The organism is Bradyrhizobium diazoefficiens (genome assembly GCF_016616235.1).
GTDB classification, from domain to species: domain Bacteria; phylum Pseudomonadota; class Alphaproteobacteria; order Rhizobiales; family Xanthobacteraceae; genus Bradyrhizobium; species Bradyrhizobium diazoefficiens_H.
Genome location: NZ_CP067100.1, coordinates 645,627 through 661,295, shown reverse-complemented (window position 1 = coordinate 661,295; position 15,669 = coordinate 645,627). Strand labels below are relative to the sequence as shown.

The 15,669-nt window shown below is 62.3% G+C and carries 16 protein-coding genes and 1 tRNA gene; 8 read left to right on the top strand and 9 right to left on the bottom strand.

Annotation, left to right across the window (positions count from 1 at the left end):
* The first annotated feature begins 23 nt into the window (after positions 1-23).
* Positions 24-314 carry a hypothetical protein gene (locus JJB99_RS03090; RefSeq protein ID WP_200497342.1) on the top strand — a complete coding sequence of 97 codons (291 nt, stop codon included), beginning with the start codon at positions 24-26 and terminating at the stop codon, positions 312-314.
* 87 nt (positions 315-401) lie between these two features.
* On the top strand, positions 402-899 hold the full coding sequence (locus JJB99_RS03085) for a hypothetical protein (RefSeq protein WP_246775126.1): 498 nt from the start codon (positions 402-404) through the stop codon (positions 897-899).
* Here the strand turns inward: JJB99_RS03085 and JJB99_RS03080 are convergent.
* Together JJB99_RS03080 and JJB99_RS03075 are read right to left on the bottom strand one after the other, a co-directional pair.
* Positions 896-1,129 (bottom strand): hypothetical protein, encoded by a 234-nt coding sequence (locus JJB99_RS03080; protein ID WP_200497341.1) that lies wholly within the window; start codon positions 1,127-1,129, stop codon positions 896-898. The two genes, JJB99_RS03085 and JJB99_RS03080, sit on opposite strands and share 4 nt — an antisense overlap.
* Positions 1,116-1,508, bottom strand: coding sequence for a hypothetical protein (locus tag JJB99_RS03075; RefSeq protein ID WP_200497340.1), 393 nt, complete (start codon positions 1,506-1,508; stop codon positions 1,116-1,118). Before JJB99_RS03075 ends, JJB99_RS03080 begins: the two co-directional genes overlap by 14 nt.
* Before the next feature lie 432 nt (positions 1,509-1,940).
* Here JJB99_RS03075 and JJB99_RS03070 point away from each other — a divergent pair, with 432 nt between their 5' ends.
* Complete coding sequence (locus JJB99_RS03070) at positions 1,941-2,234, top strand: hypothetical protein (RefSeq protein WP_200497339.1); 294 nt, start codon at positions 1,941-1,943, stop codon at positions 2,232-2,234.
* 222 nt (positions 2,235-2,456) lie between these two features.
* Here JJB99_RS03070 and JJB99_RS03065 read toward each other — a convergent pair whose 3' ends face one another.
* The 3 genes from JJB99_RS03065 to JJB99_RS03055 all read right to left on the bottom strand — a co-directional run bounded on the left by JJB99_RS03065 (position 2,457) and on the right by JJB99_RS03055 (position 4,314).
* On the bottom strand, positions 2,457-3,185 hold the full coding sequence (locus JJB99_RS03065; RefSeq protein ID WP_200497338.1) for a hypothetical protein: 729 nt from the start codon (positions 3,183-3,185) through the stop codon (positions 2,457-2,459).
* A 277-nt stretch (positions 3,186-3,462) separates the two neighbouring features.
* Positions 3,463-3,831, bottom strand: a complete 369-nt coding sequence (locus JJB99_RS03060; protein WP_200497337.1) for a DUF4760 domain-containing protein — start codon at positions 3,829-3,831, stop codon at positions 3,463-3,465.
* 393 nt (positions 3,832-4,224) lie between these two features.
* Positions 4,225-4,314 (bottom strand) — tRNA-Ser (locus JJB99_RS03055).
* Between the two features lie 196 nt (positions 4,315-4,510).
* On the opposite strand from JJB99_RS03055, the gene JJB99_RS03050 reads away from it, so the two are divergent.
* Positions 4,511-4,852 carry a hypothetical protein gene (locus JJB99_RS03050; RefSeq protein ID WP_200500025.1) on the top strand — a complete coding sequence of 114 codons (342 nt, stop codon included), beginning with the start codon at positions 4,511-4,513 and terminating at the stop codon, positions 4,850-4,852.
* Positions 4,853-4,900: 48 nt separating this feature from the next.
* Here JJB99_RS03050 and JJB99_RS03045 read toward each other — a convergent pair whose 3' ends face one another.
* The 3 genes from JJB99_RS03045 to JJB99_RS03035 all read right to left on the bottom strand — a co-directional run bounded on the left by JJB99_RS03045 (position 4,901) and on the right by JJB99_RS03035 (position 8,904).
* Positions 4,901-6,364 carry a trehalose-6-phosphate synthase gene (locus JJB99_RS03045; RefSeq protein ID WP_200497336.1) on the bottom strand — a complete coding sequence of 488 codons (1,464 nt, stop codon included), beginning with the start codon at positions 6,362-6,364 and terminating at the stop codon, positions 4,901-4,903.
* Between the two features lie 227 nt (positions 6,365-6,591).
* Complete coding sequence (gene otsB, locus JJB99_RS03040; protein ID WP_200497335.1) at positions 6,592-7,413, bottom strand: trehalose-phosphatase; 822 nt, start codon at positions 7,411-7,413, stop codon at positions 6,592-6,594.
* Positions 7,414-7,416: 3 nt separating this feature from the next.
* Positions 7,417-8,904, bottom strand: a complete 1,488-nt coding sequence (locus JJB99_RS03035) for an MFS transporter (protein ID WP_200497334.1) — start codon at positions 8,902-8,904, stop codon at positions 7,417-7,419.
* A 179-nt stretch (positions 8,905-9,083) separates the two neighbouring features.
* Here JJB99_RS03035 and JJB99_RS03030 point away from each other — a divergent pair, with 179 nt between their 5' ends.
* Positions 9,084-9,497, top strand: coding sequence for a DUF3175 domain-containing protein (locus tag JJB99_RS03030; protein ID WP_200497333.1), 414 nt, complete (start codon positions 9,084-9,086; stop codon positions 9,495-9,497).
* Between the two features lie 3 nt (positions 9,498-9,500).
* Here JJB99_RS03030 and JJB99_RS03025 read toward each other — a convergent pair whose 3' ends face one another.
* Positions 9,501-11,540, bottom strand: coding sequence for a methyl-accepting chemotaxis protein (locus JJB99_RS03025; protein ID WP_200497332.1), 2,040 nt, complete (start codon positions 11,538-11,540; stop codon positions 9,501-9,503).
* A gap of 345 nt (positions 11,541-11,885) precedes the next feature.
* Between JJB99_RS03025 and JJB99_RS03020 the strand changes: the two genes are divergently transcribed.
* The 3 genes from JJB99_RS03020 (at position 11,886) to JJB99_RS03010 (ending at position 15,612) form a co-directional block, all read left to right on the top strand.
* Positions 11,886-12,371, top strand: coding sequence for a (2Fe-2S)-binding protein (locus JJB99_RS03020; RefSeq protein ID WP_200497331.1), 486 nt, complete (start codon positions 11,886-11,888; stop codon positions 12,369-12,371).
* An 83-nt stretch (positions 12,372-12,454) separates the two neighbouring features.
* The gene (locus JJB99_RS03015; RefSeq protein WP_200497330.1) at positions 12,455-14,797 is read left to right on the top strand and encodes a xanthine dehydrogenase family protein molybdopterin-binding subunit; all 2,343 of its coding nucleotides are present in this window, start codon (positions 12,455-12,457) and stop codon (positions 14,795-14,797) included.
* A 14-nt stretch (positions 14,798-14,811) separates the two neighbouring features.
* Positions 14,812-15,612 (top strand): FAD binding domain-containing protein, encoded by an 801-nt coding sequence (locus JJB99_RS03010; RefSeq protein WP_200497329.1) that lies wholly within the window; start codon positions 14,812-14,814, stop codon positions 15,610-15,612.
* Positions 15,613-15,669 lie beyond the last annotated feature (57 nt).

Below are 15,669 nucleotides of genomic sequence, written 5' to 3'. Positions count from 1 at the left end.
GACGGACGAACTTCCACCTGAAAATGGGCGCCTCGATCGTCGCGCGCCTGGACCGCAAGGAGATAGACGAAGATGAGGCCTTCCGGCTCGCCCAGCTGTTCGTAAGTCGCTATCCGGGTCAGGTCATCATTTCCGACTTCGGGTCCTACGCCCGCCCCTTCCACTGCCCGCTAATCCGGCAAAACTGCCTGGCTGTCGGCGTCAACAGCCTCGCCGAACTCGACACCAAGATGCGGCAGATGTGCTGCTCATGGAGGACAAGACGGGTCGGCAATGCACTTACGAGGATGCTGGACGCTGGCGAAATATTATGACGGGCTCGTGCCGAGCACCGCGGCCTCTTCTGATTTCGTCCAGGACCGGATGTAGTATTGTCCCACCACAACGGGCAGGGGGAGCGCATGGCTGAAGAAAACTGGGTGATGCTCGAAGAGCCAGAGCCTACCGAACAGGAAAAAACGTTCGCAGAGGCCCACAAGAAGGCAACCGAACGCATCCGGCAATCTGAAGAGCGCGTCCTCACCGTAATAAGGGCTCACCTCGGTGCCGAACAGGCCCTTAATGCCCTCATGAAAGCGGGCCGCAGGCGCAGAAAGAACCGCACCTTCTCTGGCAAATGGTGGGTCGCGAAAGGATTATTAGTCAAGGAAATGACGGAAGAGTTATGGGAAGTCCTCAAGGTCGGCAACGAACTACGTAACGCGATCGCGCACGCTGAAAAACCGGGTTTGATAGAAGCGAAGATTGTCGAGCTTCGCAGAGCCTTCATAGCCGCCAACACCCCGCAGCAAAAGAAGTACATCGAGGCCATGACAGAAACGCAGATGATCGCGATGGCTTTCAGCCACGCGAGCAGCCACATGACCGTGGCGGCCGACAGGTTAGAGCGCCGAGGCTAGAATGACGCCGGAACTGGCGTCCGGTGAACTGTCGCCAATGTCGTCACCTTCCGCTCCTCTGGGAAATTCTCCAGAGCAAGCAGCGCGAGCTCGACAAGGCGCGGCAGAGGCTCGGTCGATTTCTCCCACGTAATGATGGTCTGGCGGGATTTGACGCCCAGCGCCATCCGCAGCGTGTCCTGGGTGAAGCGGTTCTTTGCCCGCCACTGCGGGAGTTCAGTGCCGAGCATCGGAGGGCTCCACGGTTGTGACTGTTTCTTCTGCGGCGACCGCACCGGTCCACCAGTTCAGTTTGAACTTTCGCGTGCGGACCACCGCTCGCAGTCCGTTTGCTAGGACGCCGCGGATAACGTCCAATATTTGGACGTCTATTTTTTGGACATTTCGCTGTTGATTCGACATTTGAGGCCTCGAAAACCAAGAGAAAAGGGGATTCGGCAGCCTCAAAATATGCGGACCGGGTAAACACGAAGTTAAGCATGCCGGACCTTTTTTCAGGCGAGAAAGCCAGGCAAGACCGAGCTCTCCCCCGATCAGCAACGCAAGCGCGCTGAGGGTCCAAAAGTCATGAATGCTATAAATGATTGCGGCCCAGCCGATGGTCTTCATAGGACAATCCCCACGACCCCAATGTTTCCATTGAGGAAAAGTTACGTGTTGGGATCGTCCCTGTGTGGCCTAGGCCCGCCGCACTGGCATCTAGCGTAGATGCCGGGAAGATCATTTCCGGAAGCGCTCCGGTCGATATTTACGAGGGGAAGCGCTACTTCCCTATTCATGCGTCCAATCTTTTTGAAAAAGGACGCCGTGGGCTGCCCTCACCGACATGGGCTAAATCAGCGGTGCTGCCTCTGAGAAGTCATGTACGCTGAGTCTTGGCAAATTTCAACGTCCAGGATTCCGACAACGCCCTCACGGACGCTCTCGTGACGGCGACGCTTTGTGCTTATCCTTACCTTGAACCATACCTATGATGTACCACGCCGCTGGAAGCGGAAATGAAGGGATGAGGATTACTCGTCGTCGATCGGAGCGACGTACATGATCGTGCCGACCGCGCCGTTGGAATTGCCAAGCGGCGAAGAAGTCGAGGTACGTATTCCAGTAAAGACAGCGCGGGTCTGCGGTTGCGGCGTCGGGAAACATGTCACTGCGCCGCTGCACCAAACTCAGCTTCCGGCATGTGGAAGAAACCTCGGGATGCTTGAAGTCGATCTGGTGCATCGAATGGGCGAAGATATTTCGGACCTTGTTGATGATCCGCAAATCATCCCGAGACGGCTTTTCGAGAGACCGGGCGGCGTAAGCGATAGTGATTTTCGACGATGCCGTTGATCGGAAGCCGTTCTGCGCGCCGTCGAATGTCCGCCCGTCCTCGTCCTTATGCGGAAGCGCTCTTGGATGACCATTTCGAGCGCGTAGTCCACGTAGGCAGCCGCGGTGATCGCGATCATGTGGTCAGGCGCGGTTCTGAGGGCTTGCAGAACGTCAATCTGCTGGTCCTCAGTCCCCCGATCTCTGAGCGGGTCGGGACGTTTTCCAGGCAAGCGGGAGGGTCTAGAAGGGGATGTCGTCGTCCATGTCCATGTTTCTGCCGTTCGTCCGCCTGGGCGGCGGGAGTTTCGGCTTCGGCGGCTCGATCTTTTTCTGCGGCGGAGGCAGCTTGGCGTTCTCGGCGTCATAGCGAGCGCCAAAGATCGCGGCGATCAGTCGCGCCCATTTCCACGTCGGCTCCAGCTCCTCGGTCGCATCCGCCGTTGTCCTGGCCAGCCCCATGATGAAATCGCTGAACCGCTGCATTGAGGTGCGGTCGCGATCGACCTCAGCCAGAAACGCATTCAGCTTATTCAGCAAGGCTTCCTTCTTGCCGATTTCGAGCGCCGAGGCTTCGACAATTTCCTTGATCTTCGTGACGTAGGCTCGGATGTGCTTCTTGTCGTGCTCTTCGAGGGGCAACGACGTGGACGGACCGTGCCGGACATTTCGAATGTGGGCGCGCACCGTGTAGTTATCGACGGCCCTGAGGAATGCGTTGTGAATGTCCTGGAGGTTTGAAGTATTGTCCTCGTCGGGGATAGAGAAGAGGTCCAGGAAGTCCAACCCAAGTGCCTCGGCGGCGGCGTGAGTGTGGTTCATGTATTCAATGATGTAGTGCGCCCAGGTGTTATTGTTCTGGGAGTTATCAAGATTGTTTTCGAGCCGCTGTCGGAATCTCTTCTCTAGCCGGGCAAACGCCAAATCCGGCGGGCAGTCGGCGACGGCCGCAAAGTCTTCCTCGGTAATCATTTTCGCCCCTCCCAGGCGGTTTGGCGACAATCTGGGGGGACGGGCGCCAGGATACAAGTGGGCAGTTTCGCTTAACCACGGGCACCTAACGCAAGTCACGGGGGATTTAGGATATCAGGACGCGGCGAGGTCGTCCTTGAGGGTGGTCAGCGGGAAGCTCTTGCCTTTCGAGCGATCCAATTCTTGTTCAGCTCATGCAGATCCGCGTATGTGTATTTATTCTTCTCCCGGATGGCGAGAAAATCGAGAACAGGTTTTGCATCGCTGTAGTGGTTTGTTAGGGTGTCGCCCAATAAAAGTAACATACGTCGGCATCCAACACCTCTTCTCGGAGGCCGACCGCAATCAGTTCGTGGATATTAAGATATTTGCGGATGCAGAAATAGTGCTTACGCATCTCTCGGTCTTCCGAGGTACAGAACGCCTCAACACTCGATGCCTTTCTCATTGCCTGAATGCCGGCGTGAAAGTTGTCGAAGGCGGTCAGCATCTTTTCGTCGGTTTCAGTCTTGAGAAAGATGTCGAAAGCGGCTCGACGTCGCGCAATGACCCGTTGCGACTGAAGAGAAGTATACGCCAGCCATCCTGCCGTTGCGGCGATGCCCGCAGTGATCCACTGCGGTACGTTTCCGAAATCAAGAGCCATTCTTTTCCCGGGCGTTAGGAGATAACCTACCTTAGAATGCAGTGATCGTAGCAATCAACCCGTAAGGTTTCGTGTCGCGGCTGGTGATGCCTGGCGGAGCTAGTAGTAAATCAAACAACCGGCGATCGGGCGGCAGGGACCGAATGTGCAATTCGCTGCTCTCGGTTGAGCGAGACGGATTCAAACCGCCGCGCAGCCAAGCCGTTGATTTTCTGAGAAATGCCGTACTAGACCGATTTTGCGGGTTCAAAGATTCGGAGAAAATTCGGTTCTCCGGCTTCATTCAGGGCCTTGTTGGAAGACCGCAGGGAGTTCTCCGCCCACGAAAAAGCAGGAGAACGGCCGAGTTTCTGGCCTGTCTGCAGCTCCAAGTACGAGATCGATTTTGCCAGGTGGCGGAGAGAGTGGGATTCGAACCCACGGTACGGTTTCCCGCACACACGCTTTCCAAGCGTGCGCCTTAAGCCACTCGGCCATCTCTCCGGAGCGCCCTCTCTTGAAGGGGCGCCGATGATTTTGCAAGGGATCGCGGGGGAATCGCGCTAAATTTCCGCAAGCCGTTGTATTTAAAAGGGAATATTAGAGGTAGACGATCCGTCGAAACCTCGTCGCTCGGTGAACCGGCGGCGGGTTTGGCGCGACGATTCACCTGAGCCGACCAGACATGACCGGGGACGCCATGACCATCCGCAAGACCATCGCCGCGCTGAGCCTGATTTCGGCCCTTGGCTCGGCCTTTGCCGCACCGGCCCTGGCCCTGGTCTGCATCCGGCAGGGGGTCGAGGTGAGTTGCGACGATGGGCGCAACGGGATCCTGTCGGGCGATGCCATCCTCTGGCCGGACGGCACGCGCTCGAGCTCGACACCGCATCCGAGTGTCATCATCGGCAACAAGAGCTCGATCCATGTTGGACCCGGCGTATTCGTCGGCCAAGGCAAGGGCATGGTGCCGCTGGACGATCCCAACGCGCCGAACAAGCGGCAATGCGCGATCCTGGATGGGGTGTCGTATTGCTATTGAGGCTTTCTTTTCACCTCTCCCCGTAAGAACGGGGCGAGGGAGAATATCTTAGCTCAGCCGCACGCCTGAAATCGCCGACTTCAGCCAGCGCAGTGCCTGCGGCGGCTGTGTTGCAAGCGGCGCGACGGCGGCCTTCTCCGTCCGGCACTTCTCCAGCTCGGCGACGAAGTCCGCCGACCATTGCTGGATGGTGTGGCCGCGTAGCGTTTTCATCATCGCATTCCAGCGCATCTTGCGCTCGGTGAGCGGCATCGCAGCCGCGACCGCGATCGCGCGCGCCATGCCGTCGATGTCGTGCGGGTTGACCAGGAGCGCGGTGTCGAGCTCGTTGGCCGCGCCGGCAAATTTCGACAGTACCAGCACGCCGGGATCGGCCGGATTTTGCGCGGCGACATATTCCTTGGCAACCAAGTTCATGCCGTCATGCAGCGGCGTCACCACGCCGATCTGCGCGGTACGGTAGAGGCCCGCGAGCACGGCCTGGCTGAAACCCTTGTTGAGATAGCGGATCGGTGTCCAGTCGACCTCGCCATGGCGGCCGTTGACGTCGGTGACGAGGCGGGCGACCTCGTTCTGGAGATTGCCATAAGCCTCGATGCCGCCGCGGGAGGGATTGGCGATCTGGAGCAGCGAGATGCTGCGCGCGAATTGCGGCTGCTCGGTCCAGAGCCGGTCGAACGCGCTGATGCGGTTGACGAGGCCCTTGGAATAATCGAGCCGGTCGACGCCGATTGCGAGCCGCTCGCCATTGAGGCTGCGGCGCAGGCGCGAGACATCCGGATGCGACGCCGATTTCGCGGCATAGGCTGCGAACTTCTCCGCATCGATACCGATCGGAAACACCTCGCAGCGGGTGCGGCCGTGCTGCGAAAGCACGATACCATCGTCGATGGCGAGGCCGAGCTCGCCGCTGACATAAGAGAGGAAGTTCTGGCGATCCTCCTCGGTCTGGAACCCGATGAGGTCGTAAGCCAGCATCGCGGTGATCAGCTCGCGATGATTGGGCACACCCTGCATCACCGCGGCGACCGGCCAGGGCGTATGCAGGAAGAAGCCGATCGGATCGTCGACGCCGAGATCGCGCAGCTCGGCGCCGAGCGCGAGGAAATGATAATCCTGCACCCAGAACGCAGTTTTGGGTTTGCGGAATCGCATCAAGGCGCGCGCCATGAAGGCGTTGACCTCGCGATAGCTCACATAGTCCTCGCGCGAGACGCGGATCAAATCGCTGCGCGAATGCAGCGCCGGCCAGAGCGCCGAATTGGCAAAACCTTCGTAGTAGCCGCCGTAATGCGCCGCCGGCAGATCCAGCGTCGCAATCGCGCCTGAGCCCAGCGCTTCGATCTCGGCAAACGGCTCCTTCTGATGGCCATCGCGCACGCGGCCCGAGGAGCCCACCCAGATCGCCCCCGAATGTTCCACCACGGGAAGCAAGGCCGCGGCGAGGCCGCCCGTCATGGGCTCGTTGGGTTTACCGCGCGCAACTCGATTTGAAACGACGACTAAGTTCACAGGTCGTCCCCTCCTGTTCATTCCACCCCGTTTAACTGCCGTTCATCAATATGGTTCCGGTCATCATTTCCACGAAATGAAACCAAAGTCGGGCATGCGCGTTGGAACCAGTTTCCTTCGGAGGGAACCTAGCGATTTCATTCGACAAAGGGGTTGTTTAGCGCAGCGTGAATGGCGTCCGCACTGGAACGCCGCCCGCCATAATGTGGCTGTGAGGTGGCCGCGCCTTATTCCAACCTTGTGTCGTCGAGCAGACGCGCGAGGAACGCGCGCACATCGTTCGGCGCATCGAAGTGACCGTTCACGCCGATGGCACGGCGACCGACCGAGAAGGCGAGCCCGTTCATGTCGGGCATGATCGCGAATACGGTTTCATCCGTGACGTCGTCGCCGATGAAGATCGGGCGGCGCCCTCTGAACGGTTCGTGCTTCATCAATTCGCGCACGCCGGTCGCCTTGGTGAATCCGGAATGCTTGATCTCGCAGACGAACTTGCCGGGCAGCACCTCGATGGGCGCGTTGGGCAGGTCGGCGCGGATCAGCGAGACGGATTCGTAGATCGCCTTCTCCGCGTGCGGCGCGAGCCGATAGTGCAGCGCCAGCGAATAGCCCTTGTCCTCGAGCAGAATGCCGGGACTGAGTTTTGCAATCGCAGCCAGCCGCCGCTTCAGCTCCTTGTCCAGCGGCGGCGCGTGCACGTCATCCGCCTCGTTGTCCACCGACAGCCGCATCTCCGCGCCGTGACCGGCAACGGCGCGGAAGACATCGGGCGCGAAGATCAGGTCGATGTCGTTCAGCGAGCGGCCGCTGACCATCGCCAGCGCGCCCGATGTGCGCTCGGTCAGCCGATTGAGCGTCTCCGACAGGCCCGGCGGCACCCACACTTCGCGCGGCGTGGGCATCAGGTCGAGCAGCGTACCGTCGATGTCGAGCAGGATCGCGATCTCGTCGAGATGCGGCACGAGCGCATGCGGCACCGGCACCGAGTCCGGAGCTTCATCATCGGCCATGGCGTGCTTCTGATCCAGTTCAGCGAGTTCTGATGTCATAGTCTACTCCATGAAGGCGAGCGGCCGGGCGATTTGTTCGAGCGATTGGCGTTCCGCTGACACGGCATAGCGCCACGCCACGATCGCGGCCGCGATCATCAGGAACGACCCCAGCAGATAGCCGGCGAACACACTCGTGCGTGAGCCTGTATCGATCAGCGCGCCGAACAGCGCCGGCCCGATCACGCCCCCGATGCCGGTGCCGACCGCGTAGAACACCGCAATGGCCAGCGCGCGAACTTCGAGCGGAAAGGTCTCGCTGACGGTGAGATAGGCTGCACTCGCGGCCGGCGAGGCAAAGAAGAAGATCACCATCCAGGCAATCGTCTGTCCTTGCGCGCTCAAGGCCCCGATCGAGAACAGATAGCCCGACAGCGCCAGCAGCAGGCCAGACACGCCATAGGTGAACATGATCATGGTGCGACGGCCGAGCGTATCGAACAGGCGGCCGAGCAGCAGCGGGCCGAGGAAATTGCCGGCCGCGAAGGGCAGTAGATACCAGCCGACGTGGTCGGCGCTGATGCCGTAGAAGTCGGTCAGCACCAGCGCGAAGGTGAAGAAGATGGCGTTGTAGAAGAAGGCCTGCGCGCTCATCAGCACGAGGCCGACGAGCGCGCGCTGGCGATAGGCGGAGAACAGGGTGTGCACGACCTCGCCGATCGGCGTGTGGTCGCGCATCTTCAACCGGATTTTGGTGAAGCGCCCGTCGCTCGGGTCCTGGTCGTGTCCGACCACCGAGCGCTCGATGTCATCGACGATGGCGTGAGCCTGGTCGGGCCGGCCGTGGATCATCAGCCAGCGCGGACTTTCCGGGATCCACATCCGCATTAACAGCACGACAAGGCCGATGGTCGCGCCGATGAGATAAGCGAGGCGCCAGCCGAGGTCGGGGCCGACCATGGCGGGATCGAGCAGCACGATGGCCGCCACCGCGCCCATCGCCGCACCAATCCAGAAGCTGCCGTTGATGACGAGATCGGTCCAGCCGCGATAGCGCGCCGGCACCAGCTCCTGGATGGTCGAATTGATGGCGGTGTATTCGCCGCCGATGCCGGCCCCGGTCAGGAAACGGAACAGCGCGTAGCTGGCGATATCCCACGACAGCGCGGTGGCGGCCGTCGCGGAGAGATAAAGCGCGAGCGTGATGAAGAACAATTTCTTGCGGCCGATGCGGTCGGTGAGCCAGCCGAAGCCGAGCGCACCCAACACCGCGCCGGCGAGATAGGCGGAATTGGCAACGCCGAGATCGAGATTGGAGAAGTGCAGCGTCGGGCTCTGCTTCAGCGCGCCGGAGAGCGCGCCGGCCAGCGTCACCTCGAGCCCGTCGAGGATCCAGGTGATGCCGAGCGCGAGCACGACGCGGCTGTGAAAGCCGCTCCAGGGCAACGCGTCCAGCCGCGAGGGAATGCTGGTCTCGACGATGCGGTCGGCCGCGGCCACCGCCGGGATCGCAGGTCCATAGTTCAGCGCTGGGCTTTGCTGCAATTCCATCGCGTTGTTGTCTGACCAACGAAAGCCGCCCGGTTCACGTGATGTGGACGGGGACGATCCGATCATGGGAGTGCGGCATTCCGCCTGCCACCTGCGACAACGTCTGCGGCAAGAGCAGGTTCCCCTGGGAACGGCAGCCGATACCGCCCGTTTCCGATGGAGCCGCAAGGAGTTGACGCATGGCTCATGTCAGAAAGACGACACATTCGCGCAAAACGACCGCGCGCAAAGCAGCCGCCCGCAAAGCAGCCGGCCACAAGACCGCGCGCCGGAAGACCGGTGCCCGGCGCAGCACCGCGCGCAAGAGCACAAAGCGCGCGACGCCAAAACGCTGGTCACAGCGCGTGACCAGGCAGAGCGATGCACTCGACCTCAAGCAAGGCGTGTTCAAGCTGACCAGCGCGAAGAAGATCGCGGCGTCGCTGAAGCGCTCGGCCGAGCATAGCTCACGCCGCAAAACCGGCGCCTATCGTTCAGCGCTGTCGATGCTGACCTTCTACATCAATCGCGCCGGCAAGACGTTGCCGACGACGCAACGCACGCGGCTGGAACGGGCGAAGGTTGAGCTGAAGCGGGCGTTCGGGAGGGAGTGAGCTTTACGCTGCCCGGATATTCCCCATGAAGCGGTCGAGCTCGGCGCGCAGGCGGGTGCTTTCGGATGACAGCGTCTTGGCCGAATTCAGCACCTCTTCCGAGGCCGAGCCGGTTTCAGCTGCGCCGCGGTTGACTTGGCCGATATCGGTCGCCGCGGTCTGAGTGCCTTGCGCCACGGACTGGACGCTGCGGGCGATCTCCTGGGTCGCCGCGCCCTGCTGCTCGACGGCGCTGGCGATCGAGGTCGAGATCGACGAGATCTGGCCGATGGTGGCGCCGATCTCCTTGATCGCGGCGACCGATTCGGCGGTGGCGCCCTGCATGCCGGCGATGTGCGAGGAGATCTCGTCGGTCGCCTTGGCAGTCTGGCTGGCCAGCGACTTCACTTCGCTGGCGACCACGGCAAAGCCACGGCCGGCTTCACCGGCACGCGCCGCCTCGATCGTGGCGTTGAGCGCCAGAAGGTTGGTCTGCTCGGCAATCGCCGTGATCAGCTTGACGACCTCGCCGATCTGCTGGGCGGCATGCGAGAGCTTGCCGATGCGGCCGTCGGTTTCCTTGGCCTGCACCACGGCGGCCTCTGCGATCCGGCTGGAATCGCGGACCTGGCGGCCGATCTCCTCGACCGAGGCCGACAGCTCTTCGGTTGCGGTCGCGACCGACTGCATGTTGCTGGAGGCCTGCTCGGAGACGCCGGCGACCTGGCTCGAGAGGCTCTGCGTGGTCTCGGCAGTGCGGGTCAGCGTGGAGGCCGCCGATTCCAGCTGCACCGCAGAAGACGAGACATTGGAGACGATGGCGCCGACGGCGCTCTCGAAATCATCTGCGAAACGAATCAACTCGGAGCGGCGCGCGGCGGCCAGCTCCTTGTTCTGGGCTTCGCTGGCTGTGGCATCGCGCTCGGCCTTGGCCACCGCCTGAACCTTGAACTCCTCGACGGCGCCGGCCATCTCGCCGATCTCGTCCTTACGGCCGAGACCCGGCAGCACGACATCGAAATTGCCCGAGGCGAGCTCGCGCATCGCCTTGCACATCGCGATCATCGGACGCGAGATGCCGGTGCCGAGCAGGAAGGCGAGCACAGCGCCGAGCAGTGTGCCGCCAACCGCCAACATCAAGACCAGTTGCTCGGTCCGCCCGATGGTCGCTTCCGATTCCAAATCCAGCCGCTGCTGTTCGGCGACGAGGTCCGCCTTCATGGCAGTCGCGCCTTGCAGGATTGCACCGGCCGAACCGCTCATTTCGGTCACGAGCTCATCAACCATCTTGGCGTTGGCTGTCAGCTTCTCCAGCGCCTCGCGATAGGCCGCGAGCAGCGCCTTGGCATCCTTCAGCCCGGCGACGATCTTGTCGTCCATGGAATAGACGGCGCCGAGCGAGTTCTCGACGAATTTCAGCCGCGCCAGCGCGCTGGTGGCGATCGCCTGGTCGGAGGTCAGCACGAAATTGGTCGCTGCCGCGCTCGCAGTCTGGAACTGGGCGTTGACCTGTTTGGTGCCGAACTCGATCGCCTGCGCCTCGGCGTCGGAAGCGTTGTTGCCGATGTCGTCGAGCTTGTACTTCAGCAGGTTGGCGTTGCGCGTCAGCTGGTTCTGCACCAGCAGCGCGCTGTCGCGCTTGGCCTGGAGCACCTTCGCGAAAGTCGCGGAAAAGTTGGAAAACTCCTTGGCGAGCTTATCGAGGCCCTCCTGCCGCGCCGGCTTCTTGGCGCTCCTGACGGCTTGATCGATGGCATTCTTCAGGTTCGCTTCGGCGTCCAGCGCCGTCTTGGCGTCGTCTTCCTTGCCGGTGACGACGAAATATTTGGCCGCGGAACGGTACGCCAGCAGCTCGCGGTCGATGTTGCGGGCAAGGTCCGCCTCCGACACGCTGGTACGGTAGGATCCAACCCCGGACGAGACCCGTTCGAAGCCGAAATAAGAGAAGGCCATGCTGCCGGCGGAGATCACCAGTACGGCGGCAAAGCCGAGGCTGATCTTGGCACGGAACCTGAGCGTCGGAAATATTGTACGTTTCGACGGCGACGCGATACGCCCGGACATTCCCAACCCCCGTTTTCTCTTCAGCCGCAGCCCCGGGGGCGCCCCGCCCCCAACACCCGGATGCGCAAAACTAGGGCACAATGGATAAGGCGCGGTAAATTCGGTACGCCCGCGCAATGCCGGGCTTCGTCAGCCAGGAGCCGACCGGATCAGATGACGGCTGGCATCCCACACCTCTGGGCCGGTCCGGCCGGGGAAATGCCCCGACCCGCGCGCACAAGTCATTGCGCCCGCGGCAGGATCGATGACTTTTCCATGACCGGAGCGACCAAAATCCTAGTTGCAAAGTCCGGAGGCGCTGTCTCTAATTAGAAACAATCAAAATCACCCCGGGAGGACTTCACCGTGTCTACAGTCAAACTGACAGTGAACGGCAAAGCCGTTGCTGTCGACGTCGAGGATCGCACGCTGCTGGTCCAGCTACTGCGCGATCACCTCAACCTCACCGGAACCCATGTCGGCTGCGACACCAGCCAGTGCGGCGCCTGCGTCGTGCACATGGACGGCCGGGCCGTGAAATCCTGCACCATGCTGGCAGGCCAGGCCGACGGCGCCAACGTCACCACGATCGAAGGCATTGCCAAGGGGGACGAGCTGCACCCGATGCAGGCCGCGTTCCGCGACAATCATGGCCTCCAGTGCGGCTATTGCACGCCGGGCATGATCATGTCGGCGATCGACATCGTGCGCCGGCATCGTGGCCAGCTTGACGAGACCACGGTCCGCCAAGAGCTCGAAGGCAATATCTGCCGCTGCACCGGCTACCATAACATCGTCAAGGCCGTGCTGGATGCAGCCGGCCGCATGAAGGTCTCGCAGGCGGCCGAGTAAGCGGCCCGCCTCGAACAAGAACCACCGCTGCTGCTTTCGAGGGAAAGCGCGGTCAAAGAAATTTCCGGTCGGGAGGACCAGACATGGGTGTTGAGGGTATCGGCGCGCGCGTCGTGCGCAAGGAAGACAAGCGTTTCATTACCGGCAAGGGCCGCTACGTCGACGACATCAAGCTGACGGGCATGACCCATGCCCATTTCATCCGCAGCCCGCACGCGCACGCCAAGGTGAAGAAGATCGACTCTTCCGCCGCGCTGAACATGCCGGGCGTGGTCGCGGTGCTCACCGGGCAACAACTCGTCGACGACAAGGTCGGCAACCTCATCTGCGGCTGGGCCATCACCTCCAAGGACGGCAGCCCGATGAAGATGGGCGCATGGCCGGCGATGGCGCCGGAAACGGTGCGCTTCGTCGGTCAAGCCGTCGCGGTCGTGATCGCCGAGAGCAAGAATCTAGCGCGCGACGCGGCCGAAGCCGTGGTCGTCGATTATGAAGAACTGCCGGCGGTTGCCGACATCCAGGCCGCGATCAAGTCCGGCGCGCCGCAGCTTCACCCCGAAGCGCCCGGCAACCAGGTCTATGACTGGGTGCTCGGCGACGAGGGCGCGACCGATGCCGCCTTCGCCAAGGCCGCCAATGTCGTCAAGCTCGACGTCACCAACAACCGCCTCGCCCCGAACGCAATGGAGCCGCGCGCGGCGATCGCCGACTACGACGCCGCCGAAGAGCACTTCACTCTCTATACGACCTCGCAGAACCCGCACGTCGCCCGCCTCGTGCTGTCGGCGTTCTACAACATCGCCCCCGAGCACAAGCTGCGCGTGATCGCGCCCGACGTCGGCGGCGGCTTCGGCTCGAAAATCTTCATCTATCCGGAAGAGATGGTGGCGCTGTGGGCCTCGAAGAAGGTCGGCCGTCCCGTGAAATGGACCGGCGACCGCACCGAGGCCTTCCTCACCGACGCGCATGGCCGTGACCACGTCACCCATGCCGAAATGGCGTTCGACGCCAACAACAAGATCACCGGCCTCAAGGTGAAGACCTACGCCAATTTCGGCGCCTACATGTCGCTGTTCTCGTCCTCGGTGCCGACCTATCTCTACGCGACGCTGCTGTCGGGCCAGTACAACATCCCGGCGATCCATGCCGAGGTGATCGGCGTCTACACCAACACCACGCCGGTCGACGCCTATCGCGGCGCGGGCCGCCCGGAGGCGAGCTACCTGATCGAACGTCTCATGGAGACGGCGGCGCGGCAGCTGAACGTCGATCCGGCCCAGTTGCGCAGGAACAACTTCATCACAGAATTCCCGCACCAGACGCCTGTGATCATGGCCTATGACACCGGCGACTTTAACGCCTCGCTCGATGCCGCGATGAAGGCGATCGACTATGCCGGCTTCCCCGGGCGCAAGGCCAAAGCGAAAGCCGACGGCAAGCTGCGCGGCATCGGCGTGTCCTGCTACATCGAGGCCTGCGGCATCGCGCCGTCCAAGGCGGTCGGCAGTCTGGGCGCCGGCGTCGGCCTCTGGGAATCGGCCGAGGTGCGCGTCAATCCGGTCGGCACCATCGAGATCCTCACGGGCTCGCACAGCCACGGCCAGGGCCATGAGACCACGTTCTGCCAGCTCGTCGCCGACCGCCTCGGCGTTCCCATCAGCCAGGTCTCGATCGTTCACGGCGACACCGACAAGGTGCAGTTCGGCATGGGCACCTACGGCTCGCGCTCGGCGGCCGTCGGCCTCACCGCGATCCTGAAGGCGATGGAGAAGATGGAGTCCAAGGCCAAGAAGATCGCCGCGCATGCGCTCGAGGCCTCGGAAGCCGACATCGTCATCGAGAACGGCGAGTTCAAGGTGACGGGCACCGACAAGGCGATCGCCTTCCCGATGGTGGCGCTCGCGGCCTACACCGCACACAATCTGCCTGACGGGATGGAGCCGGGCCTGAAGGAAAGCGCCTTCTACGATCCGACCAACTTCACCTTCCCGGCCGGCGCTTACATCTGCGAGCTCGAGGTCGATCCCGGCACCGGCAAGACGAGCTTCGTCAACTTCGTCGCGGCCGACGATTTCGGCCGGCTGATCAACCCGATGATCGTCGAGGGCCAGGTCCATGGCGGCCTCGCGCAAGGGATCGGGCAGGCGCTGCTCGAGCACGCCATCTACGATGCCAACGGCCAGCCGGTCACGGCCTCGTTCATGGATTACTCCATGCCGCGCGCCGACGATCTCCCCTCGTTCAACCTCTCCCACACCACGACGCTGTGCCCGGGCAATCCGCTCGGCATCAAGGGTTGCGGTGAGGCCGGCGCGATTGGGGCGTCAGCGGCCGTGATCAACGCGATCACGGATGCGATCGGCAAGAACAATCTGGAAATGCCCGCAACCCCGGATCGGGTGTGGCGCACGATCCACGCGGCCTAAAGAGGAGCAAGCACATGTATCAGACCACTTATCATCGCGCCTCCTCGGTCGACGAGGCCGCCAGTCTGTTTGGCAAGAGCAGCGAAGCCAAATTCCTCGCAGGCGGCCAGACGCTGCTCCCGGTGATGAAGCAGCGGCTCGCGAGCCCGTCCGACGTGATCGACCTCGGCAGGATCAAGGAGCTGCAGGGCGTCGAGCTCGCAGGCGACGTGCTGACCATCAAGGCCGCCACGACCTATTACGACATCATGACGAATGCCGACGTGAAGCAGGCGATCCCCGCGATTGCATATCTCACCTCGGTGCTCGGCGATCCCGCGGTGCGCTATCGCGGCACGATCGGCGGCTCGATCGCCAACAACGATCCCGCCGCCGATTTTCCGGCCGCGCTGCTCGCGCTCGGCGCCACCGTGAAGACCAACAAGCGATCGATCGCGGCGGAGGACTTCTTCCAGGGCCTCTTCACCACGGCCCTCGAAGACGGCGAGATCATCACCGCCGTGTCGTTCCCGGTTCCGGCGAAGGCAGGTTACGAGAAGATGCGGCATCCGGCCTCGCGATTTGCGTTGACCGGCGTGTTCGTCGCGCAGACCAAATCGGGCGAGGTCCGGGTGGCCGCGACCGGAGCCTCCCAGAGCGGCGTGATGCGGGTGCCCGCGATCGAATCCGCGCTGAAGGCGAACTGGTCGCCGTCGGCACTCGATAGCGTCAGCATTTCCGCGAATGGATTGCTGGCCGACATCCATGGCACGGCGGAGTACCGCGCCAACCTTGTCAAGGTGATGGCGCAGCGCGCGGTGGCGGCCGCGGGGTGACGATCGGGTCCTAGCGCCTGGGCGCAAATTTTCCGCGGCGCGCAGAAATGCGCGCCG

Excerpts from the sequence above, each read along its gene's own strand:
- JJB99_RS03080 (WP_200497341.1), bottom strand. The coding sequence starts at position 1,129 with ATGCTCGGCACTGAACTCCCGCAGTGGCGGGCAAAGAACCGCTTCACC.
- otsB (WP_200497335.1), bottom strand. The coding sequence starts at position 7,413 with ATGACATCAGAACTCGCTGAACTGGATCAGAAGCACGCCATGGCCGAT.
- JJB99_RS03070 (WP_200497339.1), top strand. The coding sequence starts at position 1,941 with ATGATCGTGCCGACCGCGCCGTTGGAATTGCCAAGCGGCGAAGAAGTC.
- JJB99_RS03065 (WP_200497338.1), bottom strand. The coding sequence starts at position 3,185 with ATGATTACCGAGGAAGACTTTGCGGCCGTCGCCGACTGCCCGCCGGAT.
- JJB99_RS03025 (WP_200497332.1), bottom strand. The coding sequence starts at position 11,540 with ATGTCCGGGCGTATCGCGTCGCCGTCGAAACGTACAATATTTCCGACG.
- JJB99_RS03030 (WP_200497333.1), top strand. The coding sequence starts at position 9,084 with ATGGCTCATGTCAGAAAGACGACACATTCGCGCAAAACGACCGCGCGC.
- JJB99_RS03015 (WP_200497330.1), top strand. The coding sequence starts at position 12,455 with ATGGGTGTTGAGGGTATCGGCGCGCGCGTCGTGCGCAAGGAAGACAAG.
- JJB99_RS03060 (WP_200497337.1), bottom strand. The coding sequence starts at position 3,831 with ATGGCTCTTGATTTCGGAAACGTACCGCAGTGGATCACTGCGGGCATC.
- JJB99_RS03035 (WP_200497334.1), bottom strand. The coding sequence starts at position 8,904 with ATGGAATTGCAGCAAAGCCCAGCGCTGAACTATGGACCTGCGATCCCG.
- JJB99_RS03075 (WP_200497340.1), bottom strand. The coding sequence starts at position 1,508 with ATGAAGACCATCGGCTGGGCCGCAATCATTTATAGCATTCATGACTTT.
- JJB99_RS03010 (WP_200497329.1), top strand. The coding sequence starts at position 14,812 with ATGTATCAGACCACTTATCATCGCGCCTCCTCGGTCGACGAGGCCGCC.
- JJB99_RS03085 (WP_246775126.1), top strand. The coding sequence starts at position 402 with ATGGCTGAAGAAAACTGGGTGATGCTCGAAGAGCCAGAGCCTACCGAA.
- JJB99_RS03050 (WP_200500025.1), top strand. The coding sequence starts at position 4,511 with ATGACCATCCGCAAGACCATCGCCGCGCTGAGCCTGATTTCGGCCCTT.
- JJB99_RS03090 (WP_200497342.1), top strand. The coding sequence starts at position 24 with ATGGGCGCCTCGATCGTCGCGCGCCTGGACCGCAAGGAGATAGACGAA.